Genomic DNA, 25,445 nt, shown 5'->3' with positions numbered 1-25,445 from the left:
CGTCGTTACCAGGCGGGTGCGAGACGCACCCGCTCCGGCAGGGTGTTCTGTTTGACGGGCAGCAGGTAGAGCCTGGCGAGCGTCCAGGCGCCCACGGCGCCGAGACGAACCCGCGTCAGCGCCCCGAGGACGCCACCGCGGGCGCGCGCCGCGGCCCCCTCCTCGGCGATCCGCCACAGCGTGTCGAGGCCGGCCTTGAACTCCGGCCGGTCGATGTCGAGCTCCAGCGGGAACACCTGGCGCGAGATCTCGGTGGTCTTGCGGAACACCTCGAAGTCGTAGGTCGTCGGGTCCATCCCGATCGCCTTGTGGAACTCGGGCCGCATGTGGTCGCGTACGTACATGGTGGCGAACACGGCGAGCAGGAAGAAGCGGATCCACAGCTTGTTGACGCCGGAGATCAGGCGCGGGTCGGCCCGCATCAGGAGTGCGAAGGCCTCGCCGTGGCGGAACTCGTCATTGCACCACTTCTCGAACCACTTGAAGATCGGGTGGAAGCGGCGATCCGGATGGCGCTCGAGCTGGCGATAGATCGTGATGTAGCGGGCGTAGCCGATCTTCTCGGACAGATAGGTCGCGTAGAAGATGAACTTCGGCCTGAAATACGTGTACTTCTTCGCCCGGCTGAGGAAGCCGAGATCGACCCCGATGCCGAAGTCCTTGAGCGCGTCGTTGATGAAGCCGGCGTGGCGCGCCTCGTCGCGGCTCATGTAGGTGAACAGGTCCCGCACGTCGGGATTCTTGATGCGCTTCTTGATCTCGGCGTAGAGCACGCAGCCGGAGAACTCGGCGGTGAGCGACGACACGAGGAAGTCGACGAACTCCTGGCGCAGCCCCTCGGGCAGCGACTCGAGGTCGGCCTTCCACTCGGCGTCGCGGGTGAAGTGGCCCTTGTTGTGGTCGGCGCGCAACTCGGCCAGCATCGCCTCCCACTCGGCCCGCACCGAGCCGATGTCGACCCGGTCCATGGCGGCGTAGTCGGTCGTGTAGAAGCGCGGGCTGAGGATCGTGTCCTGCTTGGCGATCTCGGTCGTGGTCTGATCCGACGTGACCGGATCGGTCGCGATCGGATCGATCGCCACACGTGGGGCCTTGATGGGGTTCGGCCCCACTCCGCCTTCCATCTGGATCATGGCGTCCTCCCAGGGGAAAAGCCGACCTCGTAAAGCTCGGTCAGCTCGAAGTAGCCGGTGATCCGCGCCATCAGGCGCTCCACGCGTCCGGCCAGGACCACGGTGGCCCGGCTGTGGACAATGGTGCTCTCACCGAACGGGATCGATGTCGGGGCGTCGTGGACGATGACCTCGTCGCCCGGCTCGATCTCTATCCCTTGAAGGTCGACGTGAGCGTGCAGGCTGTCCGCCGTCCGCTCGATCTCGATGGTGCACGGCACCTCGACGACGCGGCGCCCGCGCTTCCATGATCCGATCATCGCGTCCCGTCCCGTCGCTCGAGGAAGCGGCCGAAGGCCTCGGCATTGGTGACGCCGAAGGCCGACAGCTCGACATGACGCCCGGTCGCGGGATCGTCGAGCGACAGGCGCCCGTCGGTCCACCGGGTGAGACGGAACGGCAGGTCGATGCCGATGTCCTGGCGGCGGCGCTCGCGGGCGAAGCCGCGCAGCGTGCCGCGGATGAAGTTGTCCTGGCCGGCGGCCAGCGTGTCGATGTCGCGCCCGCTCGCCGCGTCGACCACGGCGACGCCGCCGTCGGGGCGATCGACGAATTTCAGGTCGCGGGCCGCCACGGCGGCCACCGCCTCGGGGGCGGGCGGGGCGCCGGTCGGCACCGTTCCGACGCCGCGCGAGACGCCGACCGCGATCAGCACGAAGGCCAGCAGGGCCGCCGCGCCGAGCAGCGGGCCGAGCGGAAACGGTCGTCGCGCCTGATCGCCATTGGCGACGTCGCCCATGAAAAGCTCCGTGTCAGGCCGCGGCGCTGGAGGTCCGCGGCAGGTCGGGGGTCGTGGCGCCTTGCGGGCTGTCGACGCCCTCGGCCGGCCGGGAGACGATCGCCCGGGCGAGGATCTCGGCGACCCTTCGGCCGTCGGCGACGACCCGCAGCATAGGCTCGGGACGGCGCAGATGCCATGGCCGGGCGTGCGGCCACAGGATCGGATAGGCGATCTTGACGCCGCCAGTCAGGACGACCGGGACGTCGCCGGAGCCGTCGCGATAGAGGCGCAGGGACGCCGCCCCGATGTGCTTGAACGGCAGGTTCAGCGTCATCGGGAAGGCGACCCCGTACTGCAGGATGATCCGGCGGGACGTGATCGTGTACGTCGTGGTCCGCCGGACCAGATAGGCGAACAGCCCCAGGATGCCGATCGCGGCGAGCGCGAGCGGCACCACCCACATGGCCGCGACGACGGCGCCCGCGAGGGAACCCTCGTCCGCATAGGTGGACGCGCCGAACCACAGGAGGAGCACCGCGAAATAGACGGCGGCCTTCCGGACGTGGAACACGTGCACGGCCAGCGGCGCGAGGAGTGGCCCGCCCCGCCACAGGATCTCTTCACCGTCGGGAAGAGCTTCCGGCAGGGGACGGGGTTCCCAGGGCTTCAGCCATCTCACAGGAGCGGCTCCGCACGGGCCGGGGTGGCGTAGAGCTTGCCGCCGGCGAAGTAGGCCGACACCTTGTCCTCCTCGAGCGCCGTGATCTGGCTGCCGCTCTTGATCGGCGGAACGCCGGCGAACTGGCTGGCCAGCACGGCCGGGACCGAGAGCTCCTTGCGGACGCCGTCGACATAGGCGAACACGGCCGGCAGCATCACGGTCTTGCCCTTGCCGGCGAGCGCGACCTCGTAGTAGCGCACGATCGGCTCGGCCCGGTCGATCCACAGCTCGGTGACCGTGCCGGCGACCTCGCCGTCGGCGGCGACCACGTTGAAGCCGCGCGGATCCGGATCGTTCTCGTCGACCCAGTGGTCGGTCGCGACGCGCAGCGGCACGATGCGGTTCTCGCCGGCCCAGGTGAGGTCCGGATGATCGGCGCGATCCGCATAGGCGGCCGGGCCGACGCCGGTGGCCATCGGATCGCCGACCGGCTCGAAGGGCGAGCCGGCATGGGGGCCGGGCTTCAGGCGGGTGTCGATCTTCAGCGGAGCGTTGGACGGCACCGTGACGGTGGCGCCGCTCGCCAGCAGATAGGTCTTGGGCTCGGGCGGGCGCGGCCAGCCGACCACCTCGACCTGACCGCCGGAGGCGACGGTGCGATCGGAATCGAGCGGGTAGCCTTCGCGCTTGTCCTCGCGCCGGAGATAGAAGATCAGCCCGGCGAAGAAGATCCAGAAGGCATAGAGAACGACTTGGGCAACGTCCAATTGGGCAGTGAAGGCGCCGGTTTGCATGAAAGACCTCCGCGCAATGACGGCTAGCCGGGAAATTCGGCCAGACCGAACTTCAGGGAAGATTGCCCTTTCGCGCTCGCGAAACGAACGAGCGGTCCGATGGCAATCAGGGTGATGAACAGGAGCACGACTTCGATGACGTAGACGAAGCCGTAGGCGGACGCGACGCTGGAGAAGATCGACCCGAAGGCTCCGCCCGTGACGAGATCGGCGACGACGTCCCGGATGGCGCCGCCGGTCGCGATGGCAACGCCCGACGCCGTCGCCTGGACGGCTCCCCAGGCCCCGAGGGCGAGACCGCTCTCGCCTTCGCGGCCGAGCGACATCGCCGCCGTCAGGGTGCCGACCGCGAACAAGCCGCTGCCGAAGCCGATCAGCGCGGTGCCGATCCGGAACAGCAGGGGCGAGTCGATCGGGGCCGAGATGATCACGGCCACGAAGGCCAGCACGCCGGCGACCACTCCCCAGCGGGCGAGCCGGTAGGGGTCGACGCCGCGGCCGAGCTGGCGAGCCGCCAGCCAGAAGCCGACCAGGCTTCCGGCCGACATCAGCGCGGTCAGCAGCGTGGTGGCGCCGACCGACAGATGCAGGACCTGCCCGCCATAGGGCTCGAGCAGAATGTCCTGCATGCTGAATCCAGCCGTGCCGCAGCCGACGACGACCAGCACCCGGGTCGAGTGCCCGCTCGCCGTGAAGGCGCGCCAGGACTCCCGGAACGACGGCCGCGGCCCCTCGCGGTTGGTGCGCGAAGGATCGCGCGGCTCCTGCTTCCACAGGGCCACGCTGTTGAGGATCATGGTGACGAGCGCCGCACCCTGGATCATCTGGATCAGGCGCAGCGGGCTGAAATCGGTGAGCCAGCGGCCGTAGATCAGCGACGCGCCGACCATGCCGACCAGCAGCATGACGTAGAGAAACGCGACGACGCGCGGCCGCTTCTCCTCGGGCACGATGTCGGTGGCGAGCGCGAGGCCGGCCGTCTGGGTCGTGTGCAGGCCGGCGCCGACCAGGAGGAACGCCAGCGCGGCCCCGACATGGCCGATCCAGATCGGGCCGTGCGCGTCGCCGGTGAGGATCAGCAGCGAGAACGGCATGATCGAGAAGCCGCCGAACTGCAGCATCGTGCCGCCCCAGATGTAGGGGACGCGGCGCCAGCCGAGCGCCGAGCGGCGGTTGTCCGACTTGAAGCCGATCAGCGCCCGGAACGGTGCGAACACGAGCGGCAGCGACACCATCAGGGCGACCAGCCAGCTCGGCACGCCCATCTCGACGATCATGACGCGATTGAGGGTGCCGGTGAGCAGCACCAGCGCCATGCCGACCGACACCTGGAACAGCGACAGGCGCAGGAGGCGCCCCATCGGGACCTCCTTGGTCGCCACGTCGGCGAACGGCAGGAAGCGCGGCCCGAGCTGCCCCAGGATGCCGAGAAACGCGCTGCCGAGGGTTCCGACCTTCTTTTTCTTCGTGGTCATGACGGCACGAGCTCCAGAGCCTGCGACGTGTAGAAGCCGACGGCGATCCGCCGGGTGCGGCCGGGCCGCCAGCGGGCGAGATCGGGATCGGCCGCGATCAGCTCGTACAGACGCTCCTCGCGCACCGGCTCGATCGACGGCGCACGGTCGCTGCGCGGGAAGAAGCCGCCGACGAAATGCATCAGCGCGAGCGCCTTGGTGCGCGGCGCGAAGGTGAAGACGAGCGAGCGCGAGGTGCGCGCCGCGAGCCCGGCGATCACCCGCACGGCGTCCTCGGCGCGGTAGTGGATGATCGAGTCCATGGCGACGACGTGGTCGAAATGCCCGAACTCCGGCGACAGCATGTCGCCGGCCACGAACGTCACCCGGCCGGCGAGGTCGGCCGGAATGCGCTCGCGGGCGAGATCGAGCAGCGTCGGCGAGAGGTCGACGGCTACCACCTCGGCGCCGCGGCGCGCCGCCTCGATCGACAGCATGCCCGGCCCGCAGCCGGCGTCGAGGATGCGGCGACCGGAGAGGTCGTCGGGCAGCCACGACAGCAGCGTCGCGCGCATGTCGTCGCGGCCCTTGCGGACTGTCGCGCGGATGCCGGAGACCGGCGCGTCGGAGGTCAGGCGCGCCCAGGCGTCGGCCGCCGTGCGATCGAAATAGGCCTCGATCTCGCCGCGTCGCTCCTGGTAGGTCTCGCCCTGCATCCGTCTCGTCCTGCTCGTGTCCTCGTGCTTCGGGGTGCGGTCCGTCACGTGATCAATCATACCCGAGGAGATCGAAGATCTCGCGGTCCTTGAGCGGCGTCGGCGTCAGCGGATCGACGCCGGCCCACAGCTTCTCGGCGAGCTGCAGATACTCGTTCTGCACCGCGATCACCTCGTCGGTCGGGTCCATCTCGAACAGCGTCGCCTTCTTCAGGCGGCTGCGGCGCACCACGTCGAGATCGCGGATATGGGCGAGCGTCTTGAGCCCGGTGCGACCGCAGAAGCGGTCGATCTCGTCGGTGGCGGCCGAACGGTTGGCGATCACGCCGCCGACCCGCACCTTGTAGTTCTTGGCCTTCGCCTGGATGGCCGCGGCGATGCGGTTCATCGCGAAGATCGAGTCGAAGTCGTTGGCCGTGACGATCAGGGCGCGGTCGGCGTGCTGGAGGGGGGCCGCGAAGCCGCCGCACACCACGTCGCCGAGCACGTCGAAGACCACGACGTCGGTGTCGTCGAGCAGATGATGCTCCTTGAGGAGCTTGACGGTCTGGCCGACCACGTAGCCGCCGCAGCCGGTGCCGGCCGGCGGGCCGCCGGCCTCGACGCACATGACGCCGTTGTAGCCCTCGTAGACGAAGTCCTCCATCCGCAGCTCTTCGGAATGGAAGTTCACCGACTCGAGGATGTCGATGACGGTCGGCACCAGGCACTTGGTCAGCGTGAAGGTCGAGTCGTGCTTGGGATCGCAGCCGATCTGCAGCACGCGCTTGCCGAGCTTGGAGAAGGCGACCGACAGGTTCGACGAGGTCGTCGACTTGCCGATGCCGCCCTTGCCGTAGACGGCGAACACCTTGGCGGTTCCGATCTGGACGCGCGGGTCGAGCTGGACCTGCACGCTGCCTTCGCCGTCCTCTCGGCCGGCGTTCTCGGCGGCGGCACAGGACCCGCAGCCTTCCTGCTTGATGGGCTCACCGGCGAGATCGGCCGGGCGGGGGATGATGGTCATGCGGCGGCTCCTTGGTCGACACCTTCCAGGCGGTCTTCCAGCTCCTCGCCGGCGCGGCGCAGCGCGTCCAGCATGGCCTCGTCGGGCGTCCAGTAGCGACGCTCGTGGGCCTCGAGCAGCCGATGTGCGACTTTCGCCGAGGCGACCGGATTGAGGTCGGCCAGGCGTCGCCGCATCTTCTCGTCGAGCATGAAGGTCTGGGTGAGCTGCTCGTACACCCACGGCGCCACCTGGCCCGTGGTCGCCGACCAGCCGAGCGTGTTGGTGACCTGCGCCTCGATGTTGCGCACGCCTTCGTAGCCGTGCGCGAGCAGCGCCTCGTACCATTTCGGATTGAGGGCGCGGGTGTGGGTCTCCAGCGCCACCTGCTCGGCCAGCGTGCGCACCGTGCCCTCGCCGCGGGTCTGGTCGCCGATATAGACCGACGCCGTGGTGCCGCGGGCGCGCTGGACGGCGCGCGTGATGCCGCCGAGCGTGTCGAAGTAGTGGTCGATCGTGGTGATGCCGAGCTCGACCGAGTCGAGATTCTGATAGGTGAGATCGACGCTCGACAGCACGTGGGACAAGACTTTGTCCTGACGGGCCGGCTTGCCGTCGACCCCGTAGGCGAAGCCCTTGCGGCGCATGTAGGCCTCGGCGAGCTCGTCCTCGTCGTTCCAGCCGCCCTGGTCGATGAGCTGGTTGACGTTGGAGCCGTAGGCGCCGTCGGCGTTGGAGAACACCCGCAGCGACGCCTCCTCGATCGTGCCGCCGTTCGCCGCCTGATAGGCGAGCGCGTGCTTGCGCACGAAGTTCATCTCGGCCGGCTCGTCGGCCGACGCGGCGAGCAGCGCGGCCTCGGCCAGGAGCTTGGTCTGCATCGGCAGGAGGTCGCGGAAGATGCCCGACAGCGTGACGACGACGTCGATGCGCGGGCGGCCGAGCTTCTCCAGCGAGACGAGCTGGGCGCCGCAGACGCGGCCGTAGCTGTCGTGGCGCGGCTCGGCGCCCATCAGCCACAGCGTCTGGGCGATCGGACCACCCTCGGTCTTCAGATTGTCGGTGCCCCACAGGACCATGGCGATGGTCTCGGGCACCGCGTGGCCGTCGGCCTGCCAGCGGGCGAGCAGACGCTCGGCCTGGCGGGCGCCGTCCTGGATCGCGAAGGCGCTCGGGATGCGGAACGGGTCGAAGCCGTGCAGGTTGCGGCCGGTCGGCAGCACGTCGGTGGTGCGCAGCAGGTCACCGCCCGGCGCCGGCGCGAGATAGCGGCCATCGAGCGCCTTGACGATCGCCGGCAGCTCGTGGTCGACGGCCAGGAGCTTGTCGAGCGCGGCGCGCTTCTCGGTGTCGGTGACGCCGGCGGCGTCGAGCATCTCGGCCCGCTCGGGCGCGGTCGGCACCTCGCCGACGACGTGCAGGCCGTGCGGGATCAGCGTGTATTCGAGCTCCAGCACCTTGTTGGTCAGCGCCGCGATCTCGGTCACCGGGTCGTCCCAGGCGGGCTCGACGGGCGCCAGATTGACGGCCGAGGCCTGCGCCTGCACCAGCACGGCGAGCGCGGTGCGGCTCTCCGGATCGGTGTCGGGCTCCAGCGCCCGCCAGCGGTCGAGCGACGACTTGAGGTCCAAGAGCCCGCGATACAGGCCCGCATTGGTGATCGGCGGCGTGAGATAGCTGATCAGCGCGGCGCCGGCGCGGCGCTTGGCGAGCATGCCTTCCGACGGGTTGTTGGAGGCGTAGAGATAGAGGTTCGGCAGGTCGCCGATGAGGCGGTCCGGCCAGCACTCGCCCGACATGCCGGCCTGCTTGCCGGGCATGAACTCGAGCGCCCCGTGGGTGCCGAAATGCAGCACCGCATGCGCCCCGAAGTCCTCCTTGATCCAGCGGTAGAACGCGGAGAAGGCGTGGGTCGGGGCAAAGCCGCGCTCGAACAGCAACCGCATCGGGTCGCCCTCGAAGCCGAAGGCGGGCTGCACGCCGACGAAGACGTTGCCGAAGGTCTCGCCGAGCACGAACAGGCTGCGCCCGTCGGTGAGATGGCGGCCGGGCGCCGGGCCCCACTGCTTCTCGATCTCGGCCAGGTACTTCTCGCGGCGGACATGCTCGTCGGCGCCGATCTTAGCGGCGACATTGGCCTCGCTGCCGTGGCGGGCCGAGTTGCCCTTCAGGATGCGGTCGCGCAGGTCGTCGACCGTCTCCGGCACCTCGACCTTGTAGCCGGCGTCGCGCAGCGTCTTGAGCGTGTTGTGCAGCGAGGCGAAGACCGAGAGGAAGGCCGCCGTGCCGATCGCGCCGGCGTTCGGCGGGAAGTTGAAGATGACGATCGCGACCTTGCGCTCGGCCCGCTTGGCACGGCGCAGCGCGACCAGCTTGGCGACGCGCGCGGCGAGCGTGCCGGCGCGCTCCGGATGCGCCGTCATCTCGCGCTGACCCTCGTCGCGCGGCGCGGCGCTGTCGGACAGGATCGAGCGGCCGCCGAAGGTCATCGGCCAGATGGCGCCGTCGAGCTCGGGGATCGCCACCATCATGGTGGCTTCGACCGGCATCAGGCCGCGCGGGTCGGCCTGCCACTGCTCGAGCGTCTGGAACTCGACCGGATGCGCCGCGATATAGGGCACGTCGAGCTTGGCGAGCAGCTCGGCGGCGGCGCGGGCGTCGTTGTAGGCCGGGCCGCCGACCAGCGAGAAGCCGGTGAGCGACACCACGGCGTCGACGGTCGCGTGGCCGTCCTTCATGAAGAAGGTCTCGACCGCGGGACGCTGGTCGAGGCCCGACGCGAAGGCCGGGACGACGCGCAGGCCCTTCGCCTCGAGCGCCCTGATGACGCCGTCGTAGTGCGCGGCGTTGCCGGCCAGCACATAGGAGCGCATCACCAGCACGCCGACCGTGCCGTTCGGGCCGGCGGTCGGCAGCTCGCCGAGCTTCTCGGTCACCCGCCCCTTCACGGCCGGATGATAGAGGCCGATGTCCGGATACTCGACCGGCGGGCCCGACTTCACGGCGCTGCGCAGGCCCTTGCGCGGACCATCGGCGTAGCGCTCGACCATCAGACGCACGAGATTGGTGATGTTCTCGTCGGTGCCGGCGAGCCAGTACTGCAGGACCAGGAAGTAGGCGCGCAGATCCTGGGCCGTGCCCGGGATGAAGCGCAGGAACTTCGGGATCTGGCGCAGCATCTTCATCTGCCCCTGACCGTTCGATCCCGGCCCTTCGGAGCTCTTGCCGCGCAGCCGCTTGAGCAGGCTCAGCACGCCCATGGTCTCGCCCGACATGCTGAACTTGTGCATGCGGGTGAGGCGCACCACCTCGCCGGCGGCGAGCGCGCAGACGATCGCGTCGCACTTGTCGCGCCGCGCCTGCAGGGCGGGCAGCACCGGGCGGATGTGCTCGTCGAGGAACAGCATCGTGGCGACGACGATGTCGGCCGAGGCGATGTCGGCGAGGCAGCGCGACAGCGCCGCCTGGTCGCCGCCCCATTCGTCGGCCGCGTGCATCACCAGGTCGAGACCGGGCAGCTCGCGCGAGAGCACGGCGCGGGCACGCGCCACCGATCCCGCGAGATGGCTGTCCATCGTCACGATCACGACGCGGATCGGGGTCGTGTCAGCGGCTGTAGTACGCTTTCGCATCATACAACGTCTCGACTGTGATCAGGGACAGACCGCGATCCTGCGCGAAGCGCTCGGTGTTGCGGCGGGCTTTTCCACGCACGAAGAAGGGGATCTTGCGCAGTTCCTTCTCGGCGTCGGCAGCCCAGCGAATCGGGGGTGATGCCGGGGGCGGCGAAACCGGCCCGCCGTCTGCGGACGGGACCGGGGAAGCATGGTCGAGAACCGGCGCCGCGACGGCGGCGGCCGGCTCGAGCACCGGCGTGGCGACGGGCGCGACTGGCGCGGCGACAGCTGCGGCGACGGCCGTTGCAGTGACGGACGGCGCCTCGGCGCGCGCCGCCGCGGCGGCGCCGTGCGAGCCGAGATGCGAGGGCGCCGCGTCGGCGTGGAACTCGAAGTCCTCGCGGAACATCTGCAGGAGATGCTCCTCCAGCCCCATCATCAGCGGGTGCACGAAGGTGTCGAACAGCACGTTCGCGCCTTCGAAGCCCATCTGGGGCGAGTAGCGGGCCGGGAAGTCCTGCACGTGGACGGGCGCCGAGATGACGGCGCAGGGCACGCCGAGGCGCTTCGCCGTATGGCGCTCCATCTGGGTGCCGAGCACCAGCTCGGGATGGGCGGCCGCGATCTTCTCCTCGACGTCCAGGTAGTCGTCGGTGATCAGCGGCTCGACGCCGTACTTGGCCGCCGCGGCCCGCACCTCGCGGGCGAACTCGCGCGAGTAGGTGCCGAGCCCGACGACCTCGAAGCCGAGCTCCTCCGCCGCGATGCGGGCGGCCGCGATCGCATGCGTCGCGTCGCCGAACACGAAGACGCGCTTGCCGGTCAGATAGGTCGAGTCGACCGAGCGGGCGTACCACGGCGCGCGGCTGCGCGTGTCGGCGAGCACCGGCGCGGGATCGACGCCGGCGAGCGCCGCGACCTCTGTCACGAAGTCGCAGGTCGCGCCGTATCCGATCGGCACCACCTTGGTGGACTTCTGGCCGAAGCTGCGCTCCAGCCACTGCGCCGCTTGATAGCCGGTCTCGGGATAGAGCACGACGTTGAAGTCGGCCTCGCCGAGGCGGGCGAGGTCGGCCGGGCTGGCACCGAGGGGCGCGACGACGTTCACGACGATGCCGAGCCGGTGGAGCAGACCGGTGACCTCGTGAACGTCGTCGCGGTGTCGGAAGCCGAGCGAGGTCGGCCCGAGGATGTTGCAGCGGGGAGCCTGATCGGGCGCCCGTGGCGGCCGCTTGGAGCCGGGCGGCGGCACGGAGGGACCGGCGAGGGTCCGGACGAGACGGTAGAAGGTCTCGGCCGCACCCCAGTTCTCCTTGCGCTGGTACGCGGGCAGCTCAAGCGGCACCACCGGGACCGGCAGTCCGAGGGCCTGGGCGAGACCGCCCGGGTCGTCCTGGATCAGCTCGGCCGTGCAGGACGCCCCGACCAGCAGGGCCTGCGGGCGGAACCGCTCGTACGCCTCCTTCACGGAGGTCTTGAACAGCTCGGCGGTGTCGCCGCCGAGATCGCGGGCCTGGAAGGTCGTGTAGGTGACGGGCGGACGCTTCCGGGCGCGTTCGATCATGGTGAAGAGCAGGTCGGCATAGGTGTCGCCCTGCGGCGCGTGCAGCACGTAATGGACGCCCTCCATCGCGGCGGCGATGCGCATCGCGCCGACATGCGGAGGAGCCTCGTATGTCCACACCGTGAGCTGCATGCTGCTACACCGTCCTCCTCACACCTTCAGCCGGCCGCGACGCACGAGCGGCCGGGCGAACAGCTCGGCGAGATCGGCCGCCTGCTCGAAGCCGTGCACCGGGGTGAACAGAAGCTCGATCGACCATTTGGTCGCGAGGCCCTCGGCCTCCAGCGGATTGGCGAGGCCGAGCCCGCACACCGTGAGGTCGGGCCGCGCGGCGCGGGCGCGGTCGAGCTGCTTGTCGACGTCCTGGCCTTCCGAGAGCGCCGTGCCGGCCGGCAGCAGCGCCAGCTCGGCGGCGAGATGGCCGCGATGCAGATAGGGCGTGCCGACCTCGACGAGCGTCATGCCGAGCTCGCGCGCCGCGAAACGGGCGAGCGGCACCTCGAGCTGCGAGTCGGGGAAGAAGAAGATGCTCTTGCCGGCGAGCTTGTCGCGCTGGCGCGCCAGCGCCGAGCGGGCCCGCTCGGCGCGCGGGACAACGACGGCGTCGAAGCGCGCGTCGTCGACCCCGAAGGCCTTGGCGGCCGCACCGATCCAGCCGGTCGTTCCCTCGACGCCGAACGGGAACGGCGCCGACAGGCGCTGCGCGCCGCGCTTCTCCAGGAGACGCGCCGTCTCGGCCAGGAAGGGCTGCGCCAGCAACAGCTTGGTATGCGGCCCGACGGGCGGCAGGTCGTCGGAGCGGCGCGGCGGAAAGAAGCGCACGCGGTCGATGCCGAGCTCGCCGAACAGGCGGACGAACTGGTCCTCGACCACTTCGGCGAGCGCCCCGACCACCAGGAGCGAAGGCGCCGCGTCGGCGGCCTCGGCCGGCATCTGCGGCACCAGCGCGGCGAGGCACGCGTCCTCGCCCTGGGTGAAGGTCGTCTCGATGCCACTGCCCGACCACGACAGGATTCGCACTCGCGGCGCGAAGGCTTCCGAGAGCCGCTCCGCCGCGCGGAAAAGGTCGAGCTTGATCACCTCGGACGGGCACGAGCCGACCAGGAACAGGAGCTTGATGTCGGGGCGACGCTCGACGAGCCGGGTCACCACCCGGTCGAGCTCGGCGTTCGCGTCGGCGAGCCCGGCGAGGTCACGCTCCTCGATCACGGCGGTGGCGAAGCGCGGCTCGGCGAAGATCATCACGCCGGCGGCCGACTGCAGGAGATGCGCACAGGTGCGCGAGCCGACCACCAGGAAGAAGGCGTCCTGGATCTTCCGGTGCAGCCAGACGATGCCGGTCAGCCCGCAGAACACCTCGCGCTGGCCGCGCTCGTAGAGCACCGGGGCATCGGTGCAGCCGATCTCGGCGGACGGCGGGGCGACGGGCGGGACGATGGCGTTCATTGCGCCGCTCCGGCGAGGGCGGCGGCGTCCATCGCCTCCTGCTGCTTGCGGGCGGCCCGCAGCTTGAGGACGAACTGGGTCGCGTTGACGACGTAGGAGGCGTAGGCGGCGAGCGCCAGCGTCATCTGGGTGGTCACGTCGGCCCCGGTCGCGACCGCCGCCAGATAGGCGGTGTGCAGCGCGAGCACCAGCATGCTGAACACGTCCTCCCAGAAGAAGGGACGTGCGAACAGGTACTTGCCGAAGACCACCTTCTCCCAGATCGAGCCCGTGATCATGATGATGTAGAGCACGATCGTCTTGATCACGACTGAGGCCGTGGCCGCGACATAGCCCTCGCCGGTGGCGAGGAAGCGCAGCACCAGCCCGAGGCTGACCAGGAAGACGAGGAACTGCAACGGCGCGAGGATGCCCTGCACGAGGGTCCACGGCGAGGCGTCGCGACGAACGCGCTCCTCGGGCGTGTAAAGCCCGACGGACACCGCCGTCGGCGCTGCATCGGAGGAAACCTGCATCCGATCAGAACCCGAGTTGTCTGACAATCGGTAATGACACGGACTGTCAACCGCCCTTGACGGGCGGGACGCCGGATGGTGCGATGAATCTCCCGCAGCGCCGCGGCCTGCCGCATCTTGCGTTGCGCAACATGCAGACGAGACCACCCCCTCTGAGTCACCTTTTTGCATCGCGCCGCTCCTTGCGCGTGCCATCGTGAAGGCAGCCTAGGATGCTTCCCTGGTGGTGTCAACAATTCTGTACGTAAACTAAACTTGACTGTTCATCCCCGCGGGCTTTAACTTGTTGAGAGGCGTAGCTATGGCCGAAGCGAGACCCCAGGTGGCGGCGAGGGATTGGTGGGTCAGGACGAGCGGCTATCCTGGCGACGGCCGCGCCGCCGAGCGGATCTCCGTGGGCGACGCGCACCGCAGCGAGACGCCGTGGTCCTCCTCGCCGGTGGCGACGCCCGTCAACCGCGCCATCGAGAACCACATTCTCCCCAAGCTCGTGCTCGCGCACTCCTGCACCTGTGACGGGCTGCCGATGCCGGGCACCGCACTGGACGCGGACGAGGTCGCCGAGCTGACCGACCGCGTGCTCGCCGGCGACGATGCCGGCGCGCTGTCCTTCGTCGAGGCCGTGCTGGCCCGCGGCATGCCGGTCGAGCGCGTCTATCTCGACGTGCTGGCGCCGACCGCCCGGCGACTCGGCGAGATGTGGAACCACGACACCTGCGACTTCACCCAGGTCACGCTCGGCCTATGGCGGCTCCATCGCGTTCTGCGCGAGTTCAGCGCCTCGTTCCACAGCGAGGTCGAGCACCTGCAGGAAGGCCTGCCGGTGCTCCTCGTGCCGGCGCCCGGCGAGCAGCACACGTTCGGCATCGCCATGGTGGCGGAGTTCTTCCGCCGCGCCGGCTGGCTCGTCTGGGACGCGCCGGTGCCGGCCCGCGCCGACCTCGCCGCCATGGTCCGCAACGAGTGGTTCGCCGTGGTAGGCTTTTCGTTGAGCTGCGAAACCCGGCTGGAGGCGCTCGCCGCCTGCATCCAGACGGTTCGCCGCGACTCCTGCAACCGTTCGGTCGGCGTGCTGGTCGGCGGTCGCGTCTTCGTCGAACACCCGGACTACGTCGCCCGGGTCGGTGCCGACGCGGTCGCGGTCGATGCCCGCCAGGCGCCCATTCAGGCACAGAATCTCGTCGCCGCGCTCGCCCATCGTCCGTGATCGACGCCACGCGCCGACCAGGACTATGGCGGGCCGCCGACGGCTCGAAAGAGGACTTGGTCGCACGTGAACGGCTTCAGAGCGCCGATAGAGACGTTGGGCGAGCTGGACGTGAAGGCGGCGGCGACACTCGTCGCGGCCGCGGCGGACGTTGCGCTGGTGGTCGGCGACAACGGCGTCATCCGCGACATGGCCTGCCAGAGCCCGGAGCTGCAATCCGCCCTCGAGGGCCACGGCCCTCTGCTCGGCCAGACCTTCGCCGACACGGTGACGACCGAGAGTCGTCCCAAGGTCGAGGCGCTGCTGCGCGAGGCGGGCGACCAGGCGACCCCGCGCCGCCAGGTCAACCATCCCTCCACCCGCGGCATGGACGTGCCGATTCTCTATTCGGCGATCCGGCTGCCGTCCGGCCCGCTGATCGCGGTCGGCCGCGACCTGCGCCCGGTCGCCGAGCTGCAGCAGCGGCTCGTCGAGGCGCAGCAGTCGATGGAGCGCGACTACACGCGCCTGCGCCACGCCGAGACCCGCTACCGGCTCCTGTTCCAGATGTCGCCCGAGCCGGTGCTGATCGTCGACACCTCGTCGCAACGGGTCGTCGAGGCCAATCCGGCCGCCGCCCAGACCTTCGGGGATCTCGGCCGCCGCATCATCGGCCGACCCCTCCTGGAGGCGTTCGAGCCCGACACTGTGCCGGCCATCCAGGCGCTGCTCGCCGGCGTCCGCTCGGCCGGCCGCTCCGACTCGACGCGCGCCCGGCTGGTCGATTCCGGCCGCACCGTGTTCGTCTCCGCCTCGCTGTTCCGGCAGGAGAACGCCTCGCTGTTCCTGGTCCGCCTGTCGCTGCCGGAGCGCGACGGCGCCGGGACCGGCACGGAAAGCCGCACGAAGCTCCTGCGCTTCTTCGAGCACGCCCCGGACGGCATCGTCGTCACCGACCGCGACGGCCGCGTGCTCGCCGCCAACCCGGCGTTCCTGGATCTCGCCCAGCTCGCCAGCGAGGAGCAGGCGCGCGGCGAATCGCTCGAGCGCTGGCTCGGCCGCTCCGGCGTCGACCTCAACGTGCTGGTCGCCAATCTGCGTCAGATCGGCTCGGTGCGCCTGTTCGCGACGACGCTGCGCGGCGAGCTCGGCGCCCAGGCCGAGGTCGAGATCTCGGCCGCCGCGGTCGCCAACGGGGCCGAGCCCTTCTACGGCTTCACGGTCCGCAATGTCGGCCGCCGCCTGCCGACCGACGCGCGCGCCGGCCGCGAGATGCCGCGCTCGGTCGACCAGCTCACCGAGCTGGTCGGGCGGGTGTCGCTCAAGGAGCTGGTGCGCGAGGCGACCGACGTGGTCGAGCGCCTGTGCATCGAGGCGGCGCTCGAGCTGACCGGCAACAATCGCGCCTCGGCGGCCGAGATGCTCGGCCTGTCGCGCCAGAGCCTTTACGTGAAGCTGCGCCGCTACGGCCTCGCCGACGCCGGCGAGCCGGTCGAGCCGGAAGAGTGAGCCGATGAGCATCCAGTCGAGCGTTCAGGCATGAGTGTGACGACGACCATGCAGGTGCCGGCCCCGTCGGCCGTGCTCGAGCTGTTGAAGCCGATCACCTGGTTCCCGCCCATGTGGGCGTTCGCCTGCGGCGTCGTCTCGTCCGGGCTACCGCTCGGGCCGCGCTGGCCCGTGGTGGTCGCCGGAATCCTGCTGTGCGGGCCGCTGCTGGTCGCCACCAGCCAGGTCGTCAACGACTGGTTCGATCGCCACGTCGACGCCATCAACGAGCCGCACCGGCCGATCCCGTCCGGCCGTATCCCGGGCCGCTGGGGCCTCTATCTCGCGATCCTGTGGACCGCGATGTCGCTGGCGCTGGCGAGCCAGCTCGGCGACTGGGTGCTCGGCGCCGCCGCGGTCGGCCTGGTGCTGGCGTGGCTCTACAGCGCACCGCCCGTGCGGCTGAAGCAGAACGGCTGGTACGGCAACGCGGCCTGCGCCATCACCTACGAGGGCTTCGCCTGGTTCACGGGCGCCGCCGTGATGATCGGCGGCCTGCCCGACTGGCGGATCATCACGCTCGCCTTCCTCTACAGCGCCGGCGCGCACGGCATCATGACCCTCAACGACTTCAAGTCGATCGAGGGTGACATCCGCACCGGCGTGCGCTCGCTGCCCGTGCAGCTCGGCGTCGACGCCGCCGCCCGCCTCGCCTGCATCGTGATGGCGGTGCCGCAGGTGATCGTCATCGCCCTGCTGCTCGCCTGGGGCAAGCCGATCCAGGCCGCCATCGTCACGGCGCTGCTCGTCGCGCAGGGCGCGCTGGCGGTGCGCTTCCTGCGCGAGCCGATCGCCAAGGCGACGTGGTTCAGCGGCCTCGGCGTCACGCTCTACGTCGCCGGCATGATGACGAGCGCCGTCGCGCTCGCGAGCCTCGGAGCCCCGGCATGAGCCCGACCGCGCACCTCGCATCGGGCGCAAGACCGCTCGGCATCGTCGGGATCATCCGGCTCGGGCTCGTGCAGACGGCGCTCGGCGCCATCGTGGTGTTGACCACCTCGACGCTCAACCGGGTGATGGTCGTCGAGTTCGCCCTGCCGGCGATGCTGCCCGGCGCGCTCGTCGCCATCCATTACGCCGTGCAGGTGCTGCGGCCGCGCTGGGGCCACGGCTCCGACTCGGGCGGCCGCGCGACGCCGTGGATCATCGGCGGCATGGCGACGCTGGCGCTGTCGGGCGCCGCCGCCGCGATGGGCACGGCGCTGCTCGGCACCAGCGTGGCGCTCGGCGTCGCGATCGCGGCGCTCGCCTTCGTCGGCATCGGCATCGGGGTCGGTGCCGCCGGCACCTCGCTCCTGGTGCTGCTCGCCAAGCGCGTCGATCCGGACCGTCGCGCCGCCGCCGCCACCATCGTCTGGGTGATGATGATCGTCGGCTTCATCGTCACGGCGGGCGGCGCCGGCCATCTGCTCGACCCGTTCTCGCCGGCCCGCCTCGTCACCGTCGCGACCAGCGTGTCGGCGATCGCCATCGTGGTCTCGGTGCTGGCCGTGTGGGGCGTCGAGGGCGATCCTCGCGCCATGGCCGCGCCGGTCGCCGCCGGCCGCGGCGAGGAGACCCGCAAGGTGCCGTTCCGCGAGGCGCTGGCCCAGGTCTGGGCCGAGCCCGAGGCGCGCCGCTTCGCCGTCTTCGTGCTGATCTCGATGCTCGCCTACAGCGCCCAGGACCTGATCCTCGAGCCGTTCGCCGGCACCGTGTTCGGCTTCACGCCGGGCGATTCGACCAAGCTCTCCGGCGTCCAGCATTCGGGCGTGCTGATCGGCATGGTGACGGTCGGCATCGCCGGCACGGGCCGCTTCGGGCGGGCGCTCGCCTCGATGCGGGCGTGGTGCATCGGCGGCTGCATCGCCTCGGCGATCGCGCTTGCGAGCCTCGCGCTCGGCGCCTTCGTCGGGCCCGGCTGGCCGCTGCGCGCCTGCGTGTTCATGCTCGGCGTTACCAACGGCGCCTACGCGGTCGCCGCCATCGGCTCGATGATGGGGCTGGCGAGCGAAGGCCGCGAGCACCGCGAGGGCGTGCGCATGGGCCTGTGGGGCGCCGCGCAGGCGATCTCGTTCGGGGTCGGCGGCTTCGCCGGCACGCTGGCGAGCGACGTCGCTCGCGCGCTGCTCGGCTCGCCCGTCTCCGCCTACGCCACCGTTTTCGCGCTCGAGGCCGTGCTGTTCCTGGTGTCGGCCGTGCTGGCCGCGCGGGTGCATCCGGGCCGCGTTTCCGAGCGCACCGTCGCTTTGACCGAGGGCGAGACCGACGCGGACGACCCGCTCTACGCGCCCGCGAAGGCAGGGAGGTGATGACCATGCCCGCACTGGAGACCTACGACACCGTCGTCGTCGGCGGCGGCCCCGCCGGGGCGACCGCCGCCACCGATCTCGCCCGCCGCGGCCGCGCCGTGCTGCTGCTCGACAAGGCCGGCCGCATCAAGCCGTGCGGCGGCGCCATCCCGCCGCGCGCCATCCGCGATTTCGACATCCCCGACCACATGCTGTGCGCCAAGATCACCGGCGCCCGCATGGTGGCGCCCTCGGCCCGCCAGGTCGACATGCCGATCGACGGCGGCTTCGTCGGCATGGTCGACCGCGGCCCGTTCGACGAGTGGCTGCGCGAGCGCGCCGCCAAGGCCGGCGCCGTCCGGCGCACCGGCACGTTCGAGCGGATCGAGCGTGGCACCGACGGCCTCTCGATCCTCCACTACCGCGACAAGGAGAGCGGCGCGCCGCAGAGCGTGCGGGCCCGCACCGTGATCGGGGCCGACGGCGCCGTCTCGCAGGTCGGCCGCCAGGCGGTGCCGGGCGCCGACAAGGTGCCGATGGTGTTCGCCTATCACGAGATCGTCCGGTCGCCCGAGACCGGCGTCGGCGATTTCGATCCGGCGCGCTGCGACGTCTACTATCAGGGCCCGCTGTCGCCCGACTTCTACGCCTGGATCTTCCCGCACGGCACGACGACCAGCATCGGCACCGGCTCGATGAAGAAGGGCTTCGCGCTGCGCGAGGCGGTGGCGCAGTTGCGCCGCGCGACCGGGCTCGACGCCTGCGAGACGCTGCGCCACGAGGGCGCGCCGATCCCGCTGCATCCGCTCAAGCGCTGGGACAACGGCCGCGACGTGCTCTTGGCGGGCGACGCCGCCGGCGTGGTGGCGCCGGCCTCGGGCGAAGGCATCTACTACGCGCTCGCCGGCGGCCGCCTCGCCGCCGAGGCGGTCGACGAGGCGCTGGCGACCGGCGACGCGCGCGCGCTGGCACTCGCCCGCAAGCGCTTCATGAAGGCGCACGGCCGGGTGTTCTTCATCCTTGGAATGATGCAGCGCTTCTGGTATCGCAGCGACTGGACGCGCGAGCGTTTCGTCGGGATGTGCCGCGACCCGGACGTGCAGCGGCTCACTTGGCAAGCCTACATGAACAAGGAGCTGGTCCGGGCCAAGCCCGCGGCTCACGTGCGGATCTTCTTCAAGGACGTCGCCACGCTGTGCGGTCTCGCTCGCCCCTGACGCTTCGCGTCGACCTGCCGCAGGAGCCGCGCGAGCCCGGCTTCTGGTGGCCCCTCGTGCTCGCCACGCTGTTCACGGCGGCGATCGCCACCATCGGCGGCGAGCTCACCCAGCTGGGCGACTGGTACCAGGCGCTCAAGAAGCCGTCCTGGCAGCCGCCCGACTACGCCTTCCCGATCGTCTGGACGACCGTGTTCACCTTCTCGGTGATCGGCATGGCGTTCGCGTGGCGCGACGTCGCCTGCCCGCGGCGGCGCGGCGTGATCGTCGCGCTGTTCGTCCTGATCGGCGGCCTCAACATGCTGTGGAGCTTCCTGTTCTTCAATCAGCAGCGGCCCGACTGGGCGCTGATCGAGGTCGGCGCCCTGTGGCTCGCCGTGCTCCTGATCGTGGTCGCGCCGCTGAAGGACTCCAAGCTCGCCAGCCTGCTCTTCTTCCCTTACCTCGTGTGGGTGACGATCGCGTCCTATCTCACCTGGACCGTGGTCCAGCTCAACGGCCCGTTCGGCTGACCGGCGCCGCGATGGCCGACCTGTTCGCCAGCGGCCGGGTGATCGACCTGATCCTGGCGCTCGTGGTGGTCGAGACGATCGCGCTGGCGCTGGCCGGTCGAATGCCGGCCCTCGCCGGGCGCCTGCCGCCGCTGCGTCGGCTGCTGCCCAATCTCGCCGCCGGCGCCTGCCTTCTCGTCGCCGTCCGGGCCGCCTTGGTCGGGGCGGACTGGGTCTGGGTGGCGGCGAGTCTATTCGCCGCGTTGATGGCTCATGTCGCGGATCTGCTGACGCGCTTGACAAGCCGGACCGTAAAGTCGTCCGGACAACACCCGACGATTGCGCAATGACAACCCGGCAGGCGCAACTTCGCCGGATCTACGCCATAGTTGCATACCAGGTCAAAAAAGCCTGACAGTTTGCGTGTTGACGCTTGAATTACGACGCGATCCGCAATAGCTCCATTGACGGACGCCGCGTCAGCTGTCCAATTGACAAGCAAGGAATGGGAATTCGAGCCATACTGATTCGCCCCTGGTGAGCGAACCCCTGTGCCGCCGGGCTCCCGCTGAGACCATCGTCGTGGTCATGACAACTTGATCATCGAGGGCAGCGCGCGGTCGCCTCTTTAACGTTTCCGGTATCGAGCGACCATGACCAGTCTCAACATCTCGCAGCCGGACGTCACCCTGTTGCTCGACATGAACGGGGTGATCCGTGAGGTCACGCTCTCCGATGCCATCTCCGAGAAGGGCGTCGAAGCCTGGCTCGGACGGCCCTGGGTCGACACCGTCACCGAGGTGGGCGGCGAAAAAGTCCGCCGCATGGTGGAGGACGCCCTCAAGACCGGCGTCTCGGCATTCCGACAGGTCACCCAGCGCTTCCCCAGCGGCCGCGAGCTGCCGATCGAATACACGACCGTGCTGCTCGGCGGCCGGCCCGGCCTGCTCGCCATCGGCAAGAACCTGCAGGCGGTCGCCGAGCTGCAGTCGCGGCTGATCGCCGCCCAGCAGACGATGGAGCGCGACTACTGGAAGTTGCGCGACGTCGAGACTCGCTATCGGCTCCTGTTCCACACCTCGACCGAGGCCGTGCTGCTTCTGCGCGCCTCCAACTTGCGCATCATCGAGGCGAATCCGGCCGCCGTGCAGGCGCTCGGCGCCGTCGGGCCGCGCCCGGACAGCGTCGCCGGCCGCGACTTCCTGGCCGATGTGCTGCCCGAGGAGCGCGACCTCCTCCAGGCGATGCTGCTGCGGGTCCGCGAGCAGGGCAAGGCGCCCGGCATCGTCATGCATTTCGGCCAGGCCCGGAAGGCGTGCCTGGTGCGCGCCTCGCTGATGACCTCGGATCCGGGGCCGATCTTCCTGGTCCAGCTCTCGCCGGTCGGCGCGCCGCTCGCGATGCCGGTCCAGGCCGACCGCCTGTCGGTCGAGGACCTGATCGAGCGGATGCCCGACGGGTTCGTGGTGATCAACCAGGAAGGCGTGATCCGCCGCACCAACCAGGCCTTCCTCGATCTCGTCGAGGTCGGGGCGAAGGGGCTCGTGGTCGGCGAGCGGCTCGGCCGCTGGCTGTGGCGCCCGGGCGCGGACCTCACCGTGCTGCTCGCCAATGTCCACCGGCAACGCTTCGTCCGGCTGTTCTCGACGACCATCCACGGCGAGCTCGGCGCCTCGACCGAGGTCGAGATCTCGGCGGCCGGCACCGGCGATCCCTCCAACCCCCACATCGGCGTCATCCTGCGCGACGTCGCGCGGCGGCTGCCGCCGGCCGAGGACGCCAACCGGCTGATCTCGGCGCTCGGGCCACTGACCGAGCAGATCGGCAAGACCTCGCTGCGCAAGCTGGTGCGTGACACCATCAACGTGGTGGAGCGGCACTATGTCCGGGCCGCCCTCGACCTCGCCGGCGGCAATCGCACCGCCGCGGCCGAGCTGCTCGGGCTGTCCCGGCAGAGCCTCTACGCCAAGCTCAACCGATACGACCTCGGCGACGACCCGCCGGCCGGCGGGTCGAAGAGCTGAATTTTACCGCTCGAACGCCAATTTTACTCTCATCCACCGCAAATGCTGGACGAGCCGTGACCTATTTCGGTTAGATAGGCGACCTCGCGGTCGCCGACGGCCGCCGACCCGCCAGCGCCTACGGGGTCGCCCGGCGGGCTCCGGCTCGGCGGGTTGCGATGCGATGGGCTTCCGGCGCGATGGAGCGGAGCTCGCCGAAAGGAAGGGCTCGTACCACTGCGCCGGCGCCCGCGACGGCGAGCCGAGAGGGCGAACCGTGACGACGACCCGTGACGACGACCCCGGCCCGACGACCCTGGACCGACCACACCCGTAACGACGGCACGAGAACGACACCGGAGCACGCAGACTTGGGCGAGCCACTCGCGATCCCGCCGTTCGGACAGGCCGACCTGTCGAACTGCGAGCTGGAGCAGATCCATCTCGCGCAGTCGATCCAGCCGCACGGCGCGCTCATGATGATGCGCGAGAGCGACGGCGTCGTCGTCATGGCGAGCGCCAACACGGCGGCGTTTCTGGGCGTCGACGGCCCGGTGATCGGCCGCCGCGTCGCCGACCTGGCGCCGGCGCTCGCCGAGGCGATCGCGCCGCATCAGGCCGAGCCGCTCGACACCATTCCGCACGCGATCCGCTGCCGCTTCGGCGGCGAGTCCTGGGACGTGCTGATCCACCGGCCGCCCGGCGAAGGGCTGGTCATCGAGCTCGAGCGGGCCGGCGCCGCGATGCCGCTGGCGTCGCAGATCGAGAAGGCGCTTCAGGGCATTCTCGGCGCGCCCTCGCTGCGCGCCCTGTGCGACGAGGCGGCCCGCATCTACAAGGCGATCACCGGCTACGACCGGGTGATGATCTACCGGTTCGACGAGCTCGGCCACGGGCAGGTGTTCTCCGAGCAGCGCGAGCCGGAGCTCGAGCCCTATCTGGGCAACCGCTACCCGGCCTCCGACATCCCGCAGATCGCCCGGCGGCTCTACGAGCGCAACCGGGTGCGCGTGCTGGTCGACGTCGCCTACGACCCGGTGCCGCTGGAGCCGCGGCTGTCGCCGATCACCGGCACGGATCTCGACATGTCGCTGTGCGGGCTGCGCAGCATGTCGCCGATCCACATCCAGTACCTGAAGAACATGGGGGTCGGCGCGACGCTCGTCGCCTCGCTGATGGTGGGCGGCAAGCTGTGGGGGCTCGTCGCCTGCCACCACTACGTCCCGCGCATCGTGTCCTTCGAGGTGCGGGCCGTGTGCGAGCTCCTCGCCGAGGCGATCGCCACCCGAGTCGCGGCGCTGGAGAGCTTCGTGCAGGCGCAGGCCGAGCTGTCGGTGCGGCGGCTCGAGCAGCGCATGATCGAGGCGATCGCCCGCGAGGGCGACTGGCGGATGGCGCTGTTCGACCAGTCGCAGGCGCTGCTGACGCCGGTGAACGCGACCGGCGCGGCGCTGCTCTACGACGGCCAGGTCCTCACCACCGGCGAGGTGCCCGGCACGCCGGACCTGCGCGCCATCGGGGCCTGGCTCGACAGCCGGCCGCGGCTGCCGCTCTACGCCACCTCGGCGCTCGGCGCCGAGAAGCCGGACTTTGCCCGCCTCGCCGCGGTGGCGAGCGGGATTCTCGCGACCCCGGTGTCGCCGTCGCCGGGCGAGTATCTGGTCTGGTTCCGCCCCGAGCGGGTGCGCACCGTCACCTGGGGCGGCGATCCGCTCAAGCCGGTCGAGGTCGGCGCCACGCCCAAGGACCTGTCGCCGCGGCGCTCCTTCGCCAAGTGGCACCAGCTCGTCGAGGGCACGAGCGACGCCTGGACCTCGGCCGACCTCACCGCCGCGCGGCTGATCAGCGACACCGTCACCGACGTGGTGCTGCAATTCCGCGCCGTCAGCTTCCTGATCGCCCAGCACCAGCTCGACACCGTGCGCAGCCAGGTCCGGGTCTCCGACCAGCCGGCAGTGATCGCCGACTCGAGCGGCCACATCCTCCTGTGCAACGCCGCCTTCAACCGGTTGCTGCCGCTCTCGCACGGCGATCTCGCCACCATCGGCGACCTCGTCCCGCTGTTCGTCGACGCTGCCGAGGTGCGCCAGCGCATGATCGATCTCGCCCGCGACCACCGCACCTGGCGGGGCGAGGTGCAGCTCGCCGCCGGGCAGGACGATCCGCGCCAGCTCCTGGTGCGGGCCGACCCGGTGTTTTCGTCGCCCGGCAAGGTGCTGGGCTTCGTCCTCCTGTTCATGGATTTGTCCGAGCGCAAGGCGGCCGAGACGGCCCGCAGCCGGTTCCAGGAGAACGTGGTCGACCGCAACGCGCTGTTCGCGGCGCGCCTCGAACCCAAGGCCGACCACATCTACCGCACCCTGCTCTCGCCCGTGGTCGAGAACGCGCAGCTCGCCGCGCTGGAGATCACCGACGGGCTCGACACCACCCGGATGGCCGAGATGCTCGGCAGCGTGCAGGCGTCGGTCTACCGCACCGCCGAGGTGCTGGCGCATCTCGCCGCTCACGCGGCGCGCGCCGAGGACGTCGAGGCCGGGGCGCAGCCCGGCACCACCGGCGGACCCGACGCGCCACGGTCGAGTCCCGACGGCCGCGGCGACGGGCCGGGTGCAGGCACCGGACTGCGCCGGCCGAACTGATCCCGACGGACCCGGCGGCGCCACGCCGCCGGCGCCGGGGTCATCGCCGCGGGGCTACGCCTAACGGCGGCGGCGGGCCGGCGGAGCCACCGGCGGGCGCTGCCAGATCGTCCCCTTGTCGAACTGGATGGTCATGCCGTCCGGCGAGTAGACGGCACCCTGCCAAGCGTTGGCGATCCAGATGCGGCCCGGATACTCGACCCATCCGGCCGACGGCTGGCCGGCGTCGTTGATCACGTTGAGCTGGGTGCCGTACTGGGTGATGAACGCACTGCTGCCCTGGCCGCCGAGACAGTTCGCGACGCAAATCCACGGGCCGTTCAGATTCACGCCCTGCACCTGCGCCGAGGCGCCGCCCGCGGCCACGCTCGCCAGCACGACACCGACCAACAGACTCGTTCTCATGACATTCTCCCTGCAGTGATCAAACGAAGGTCGCCCCCTCG

The 25,445-nt window shown here is 70.4% G+C and carries 22 protein-coding genes; 9 read left to right on the top strand and 13 right to left on the bottom strand.

Annotated elements, in window-relative coordinates; translation table 11 throughout:
- Window positions 1-5: 5 nt before the first annotated feature.
- The 12 genes from acsF to bchF are packed head-to-tail and all read right to left on the bottom strand — an operon-like array spanning window position 6 to window position 13,645.
- Entirely contained in the window at window positions 6-1,133 is a 1,128-nt protein-coding gene (gene acsF, locus CCR97_RS10245; protein ID WP_244670353.1) for a magnesium-protoporphyrin IX monomethyl ester (oxidative) cyclase, read from the bottom strand.
- On the bottom strand, window positions 1,130-1,432 hold the full coding sequence (locus CCR97_RS10240) for a hypothetical protein (RefSeq protein ID WP_111356735.1): 303 nt from the start codon (window positions 1,430-1,432) through the stop codon (window positions 1,130-1,132). The genes acsF and CCR97_RS10240 overlap by 4 nt, the downstream gene beginning before the upstream one ends.
- A complete protein-coding gene (gene puhC / locus CCR97_RS10235; RefSeq protein WP_111356736.1) occupies window positions 1,429-1,911 on the bottom strand; it encodes a photosynthetic complex assembly protein PuhC in 483 nt (160 codons plus the stop codon). Before puhC ends, CCR97_RS10240 begins: the two co-directional genes overlap by 4 nt.
- Window positions 1,912-1,924: 13 nt before the next feature.
- Window positions 1,925-2,572: a photosynthetic complex putative assembly protein PuhB gene (puhB, locus tag CCR97_RS10230; RefSeq protein WP_276330212.1), complete on the bottom strand. Its 648-nt coding sequence runs from the start codon at window positions 2,570-2,572 to the stop codon at window positions 1,925-1,927.
- On the bottom strand, window positions 2,569-3,348 hold the full coding sequence (gene puhA, locus CCR97_RS10225) for a photosynthetic reaction center subunit H (protein ID WP_111356737.1): 780 nt from the start codon (window positions 3,346-3,348) through the stop codon (window positions 2,569-2,571). Before puhA ends, puhB begins: the two co-directional genes overlap by 4 nt.
- 23 nt (window positions 3,349-3,371) lie before the next feature.
- Entirely contained in the window at window positions 3,372-4,823 is a 1,452-nt protein-coding gene (locus CCR97_RS10220; RefSeq protein ID WP_111356738.1) for a BCD family MFS transporter, read from the bottom strand.
- Window positions 4,820-5,518 (bottom strand): magnesium protoporphyrin IX methyltransferase, encoded by a 699-nt coding sequence (gene bchM, locus CCR97_RS10215; RefSeq protein WP_111356739.1) that lies wholly within the window; start codon window positions 5,516-5,518, stop codon window positions 4,820-4,822. The genes CCR97_RS10220 and bchM overlap by 4 nt, the downstream gene beginning before the upstream one ends.
- 52 nt (window positions 5,519-5,570) lie before the next feature.
- On the bottom strand, window positions 5,571-6,524 hold the full coding sequence (gene bchL, locus CCR97_RS10210) for a ferredoxin:protochlorophyllide reductase (ATP-dependent) iron-sulfur ATP-binding protein (protein ID WP_201159468.1): 954 nt from the start codon (window positions 6,522-6,524) through the stop codon (window positions 5,571-5,573).
- Window positions 6,521-10,135, bottom strand: coding sequence for a magnesium chelatase subunit H (locus CCR97_RS10205; RefSeq protein ID WP_111356743.1), 3,615 nt, complete (start codon window positions 10,133-10,135; stop codon window positions 6,521-6,523). Before CCR97_RS10205 ends, bchL begins: the two co-directional genes overlap by 4 nt.
- A complete protein-coding gene (bchB, locus tag CCR97_RS10200; protein ID WP_201159467.1) occupies window positions 10,110-11,816 on the bottom strand; it encodes a ferredoxin:protochlorophyllide reductase (ATP-dependent) subunit B in 1,707 nt (568 codons plus the stop codon). Before bchB ends, CCR97_RS10205 begins: the two co-directional genes overlap by 26 nt.
- A gap of 18 nt (window positions 11,817-11,834) precedes the next feature.
- Window positions 11,835-13,130 carry a ferredoxin:protochlorophyllide reductase (ATP-dependent) subunit N gene (locus CCR97_RS10195; protein ID WP_201159466.1) on the bottom strand — a complete coding sequence of 432 codons (1,296 nt, stop codon included), beginning with the start codon at window positions 13,128-13,130 and terminating at the stop codon, window positions 11,835-11,837.
- Window positions 13,127-13,645 carry a 2-vinyl bacteriochlorophyllide hydratase gene (bchF, locus tag CCR97_RS10190; protein ID WP_111359167.1) on the bottom strand — a complete coding sequence of 173 codons (519 nt, stop codon included), beginning with the start codon at window positions 13,643-13,645 and terminating at the stop codon, window positions 13,127-13,129. Before bchF ends, CCR97_RS10195 begins: the two co-directional genes overlap by 4 nt.
- Before the next feature lie 322 nt (window positions 13,646-13,967).
- On the opposite strand from bchF, the gene CCR97_RS10185 reads away from it, so the two are divergent.
- From CCR97_RS10185 to CCR97_RS10145, 9 genes are all read left to right on the top strand, one after another.
- The gene (locus CCR97_RS10185; RefSeq protein ID WP_170145980.1) at window positions 13,968-14,852 is read left to right on the top strand and encodes a cobalamin B12-binding domain-containing protein; all 885 of its coding nucleotides are present in this window, start codon (window positions 13,968-13,970) and stop codon (window positions 14,850-14,852) included.
- A gap of 66 nt (window positions 14,853-14,918) precedes the next feature.
- Window positions 14,919-16,340, top strand: coding sequence for a transcriptional regulator PpsR (ppsR, locus tag CCR97_RS10180; RefSeq protein ID WP_111359169.1), 1,422 nt, complete (start codon window positions 14,919-14,921; stop codon window positions 16,338-16,340).
- A 30-nt stretch (window positions 16,341-16,370) separates the two neighbouring features.
- Complete coding sequence (gene chlG, locus CCR97_RS10175; protein ID WP_111359170.1) at window positions 16,371-17,270, top strand: chlorophyll synthase ChlG; 900 nt, start codon at window positions 16,371-16,373, stop codon at window positions 17,268-17,270.
- On the top strand, window positions 17,267-18,670 hold the full coding sequence (locus CCR97_RS10170; RefSeq protein WP_111359171.1) for a BCD family MFS transporter: 1,404 nt from the start codon (window positions 17,267-17,269) through the stop codon (window positions 18,668-18,670). Before chlG ends, CCR97_RS10170 begins: the two co-directional genes overlap by 4 nt.
- A 5-nt stretch (window positions 18,671-18,675) precedes the next feature.
- Complete coding sequence (locus CCR97_RS10165) at window positions 18,676-19,866, top strand: geranylgeranyl diphosphate reductase (RefSeq protein WP_420826069.1); 1,191 nt, start codon at window positions 18,676-18,678, stop codon at window positions 19,864-19,866.
- Window positions 19,845-20,378: a TspO/MBR family protein gene (locus CCR97_RS10160; RefSeq protein ID WP_111357563.1), complete on the top strand. Its 534-nt coding sequence runs from the start codon at window positions 19,845-19,847 to the stop codon at window positions 20,376-20,378. The genes CCR97_RS10165 and CCR97_RS10160 overlap by 22 nt, the downstream gene beginning before the upstream one ends.
- 11 nt (window positions 20,379-20,389) lie before the next feature.
- Window positions 20,390-20,707 (top strand): hypothetical protein, encoded by a 318-nt coding sequence (locus CCR97_RS10155; protein ID WP_111357564.1) that lies wholly within the window; start codon window positions 20,390-20,392, stop codon window positions 20,705-20,707.
- A 303-nt stretch (window positions 20,708-21,010) separates the two neighbouring features.
- Complete coding sequence (gene ppsR, locus CCR97_RS10150; protein WP_111357565.1) at window positions 21,011-22,381, top strand: transcriptional regulator PpsR; 1,371 nt, start codon at window positions 21,011-21,013, stop codon at window positions 22,379-22,381.
- A gap of 350 nt (window positions 22,382-22,731) precedes the next feature.
- On the top strand, window positions 22,732-24,999 hold the full coding sequence (locus CCR97_RS10145; protein WP_111357566.1) for a GAF domain-containing protein: 2,268 nt from the start codon (window positions 22,732-22,734) through the stop codon (window positions 24,997-24,999).
- Between the two features lie 60 nt (window positions 25,000-25,059).
- Here CCR97_RS10145 and CCR97_RS10140 read toward each other — a convergent pair whose 3' ends face one another.
- Window positions 25,060-25,404, bottom strand: a complete 345-nt coding sequence (locus CCR97_RS10140; protein ID WP_111357567.1) for a hypothetical protein — start codon at window positions 25,402-25,404, stop codon at window positions 25,060-25,062.
- Window positions 25,405-25,445: the final 41 nt, after the last annotated feature.

It is taken from the genome of Rhodoplanes elegans (assembly GCF_016653355.1).
GTDB lineage: Bacteria > Pseudomonadota > Alphaproteobacteria > Rhizobiales > Xanthobacteraceae > Rhodoplanes > Rhodoplanes elegans.
Note: the sequence above shows the minus strand (reverse complement) of the source record. Positions and strands in the feature narration are given on the sequence as shown.

Excerpts from the sequence above, each read along its gene's own strand:
- bchL (WP_201159468.1), bottom strand. The coding sequence starts at position 6,524 with ATGACCATCATCCCCCGCCCGGCCGATCTCGCCGGTGAGCCCATCAAG.
- CCR97_RS10140 (WP_111357567.1), bottom strand. The coding sequence starts at position 25,404 with ATGAGAACGAGTCTGTTGGTCGGTGTCGTGCTGGCGAGCGTGGCCGCG.
- CCR97_RS10220 (WP_111356738.1), bottom strand. The coding sequence starts at position 4,823 with ATGACCACGAAGAAAAAGAAGGTCGGAACCCTCGGCAGCGCGTTTCTC.
- puhC (WP_111356736.1), bottom strand. The coding sequence starts at position 1,911 with ATGGGCGACGTCGCCAATGGCGATCAGGCGCGACGACCGTTTCCGCTC.
- puhA (WP_111356737.1), bottom strand. The coding sequence starts at position 3,348 with ATGCAAACCGGCGCCTTCACTGCCCAATTGGACGTTGCCCAAGTCGTT.
- CCR97_RS10170 (WP_111359171.1), top strand. The coding sequence starts at position 17,267 with ATGAGCCCGACCGCGCACCTCGCATCGGGCGCAAGACCGCTCGGCATC.
- CCR97_RS10165 (WP_420826069.1), top strand. The coding sequence starts at position 18,676 with ATGCCCGCACTGGAGACCTACGACACCGTCGTCGTCGGCGGCGGCCCC.
- CCR97_RS10240 (WP_111356735.1), bottom strand. The coding sequence starts at position 1,432 with ATGATCGGATCATGGAAGCGCGGGCGCCGCGTCGTCGAGGTGCCGTGC.
- bchB (WP_201159467.1), bottom strand. The coding sequence starts at position 11,816 with ATGCAGCTCACGGTGTGGACATACGAGGCTCCTCCGCATGTCGGCGCG.
- acsF (WP_244670353.1), bottom strand. The coding sequence starts at position 1,133 with ATGATCCAGATGGAAGGCGGAGTGGGGCCGAACCCCATCAAGGCCCCA.
- chlG (WP_111359170.1), top strand. The coding sequence starts at position 16,371 with ATGAGTGTGACGACGACCATGCAGGTGCCGGCCCCGTCGGCCGTGCTC.
- ppsR (WP_111357565.1), top strand. The coding sequence starts at position 21,011 with ATGACCAGTCTCAACATCTCGCAGCCGGACGTCACCCTGTTGCTCGAC.
- CCR97_RS10155 (WP_111357564.1), top strand. The coding sequence starts at position 20,390 with ATGGCCGACCTGTTCGCCAGCGGCCGGGTGATCGACCTGATCCTGGCG.
- bchF (WP_111359167.1), bottom strand. The coding sequence starts at position 13,645 with ATGCAGGTTTCCTCCGATGCAGCGCCGACGGCGGTGTCCGTCGGGCTT.
- CCR97_RS10205 (WP_111356743.1), bottom strand. The coding sequence starts at position 10,135 with ATGCGAAAGCGTACTACAGCCGCTGACACGACCCCGATCCGCGTCGTG.
- CCR97_RS10195 (WP_201159466.1), bottom strand. The coding sequence starts at position 13,130 with ATGAACGCCATCGTCCCGCCCGTCGCCCCGCCGTCCGCCGAGATCGGC.
- bchM (WP_111356739.1), bottom strand. The coding sequence starts at position 5,518 with ATGCAGGGCGAGACCTACCAGGAGCGACGCGGCGAGATCGAGGCCTAT.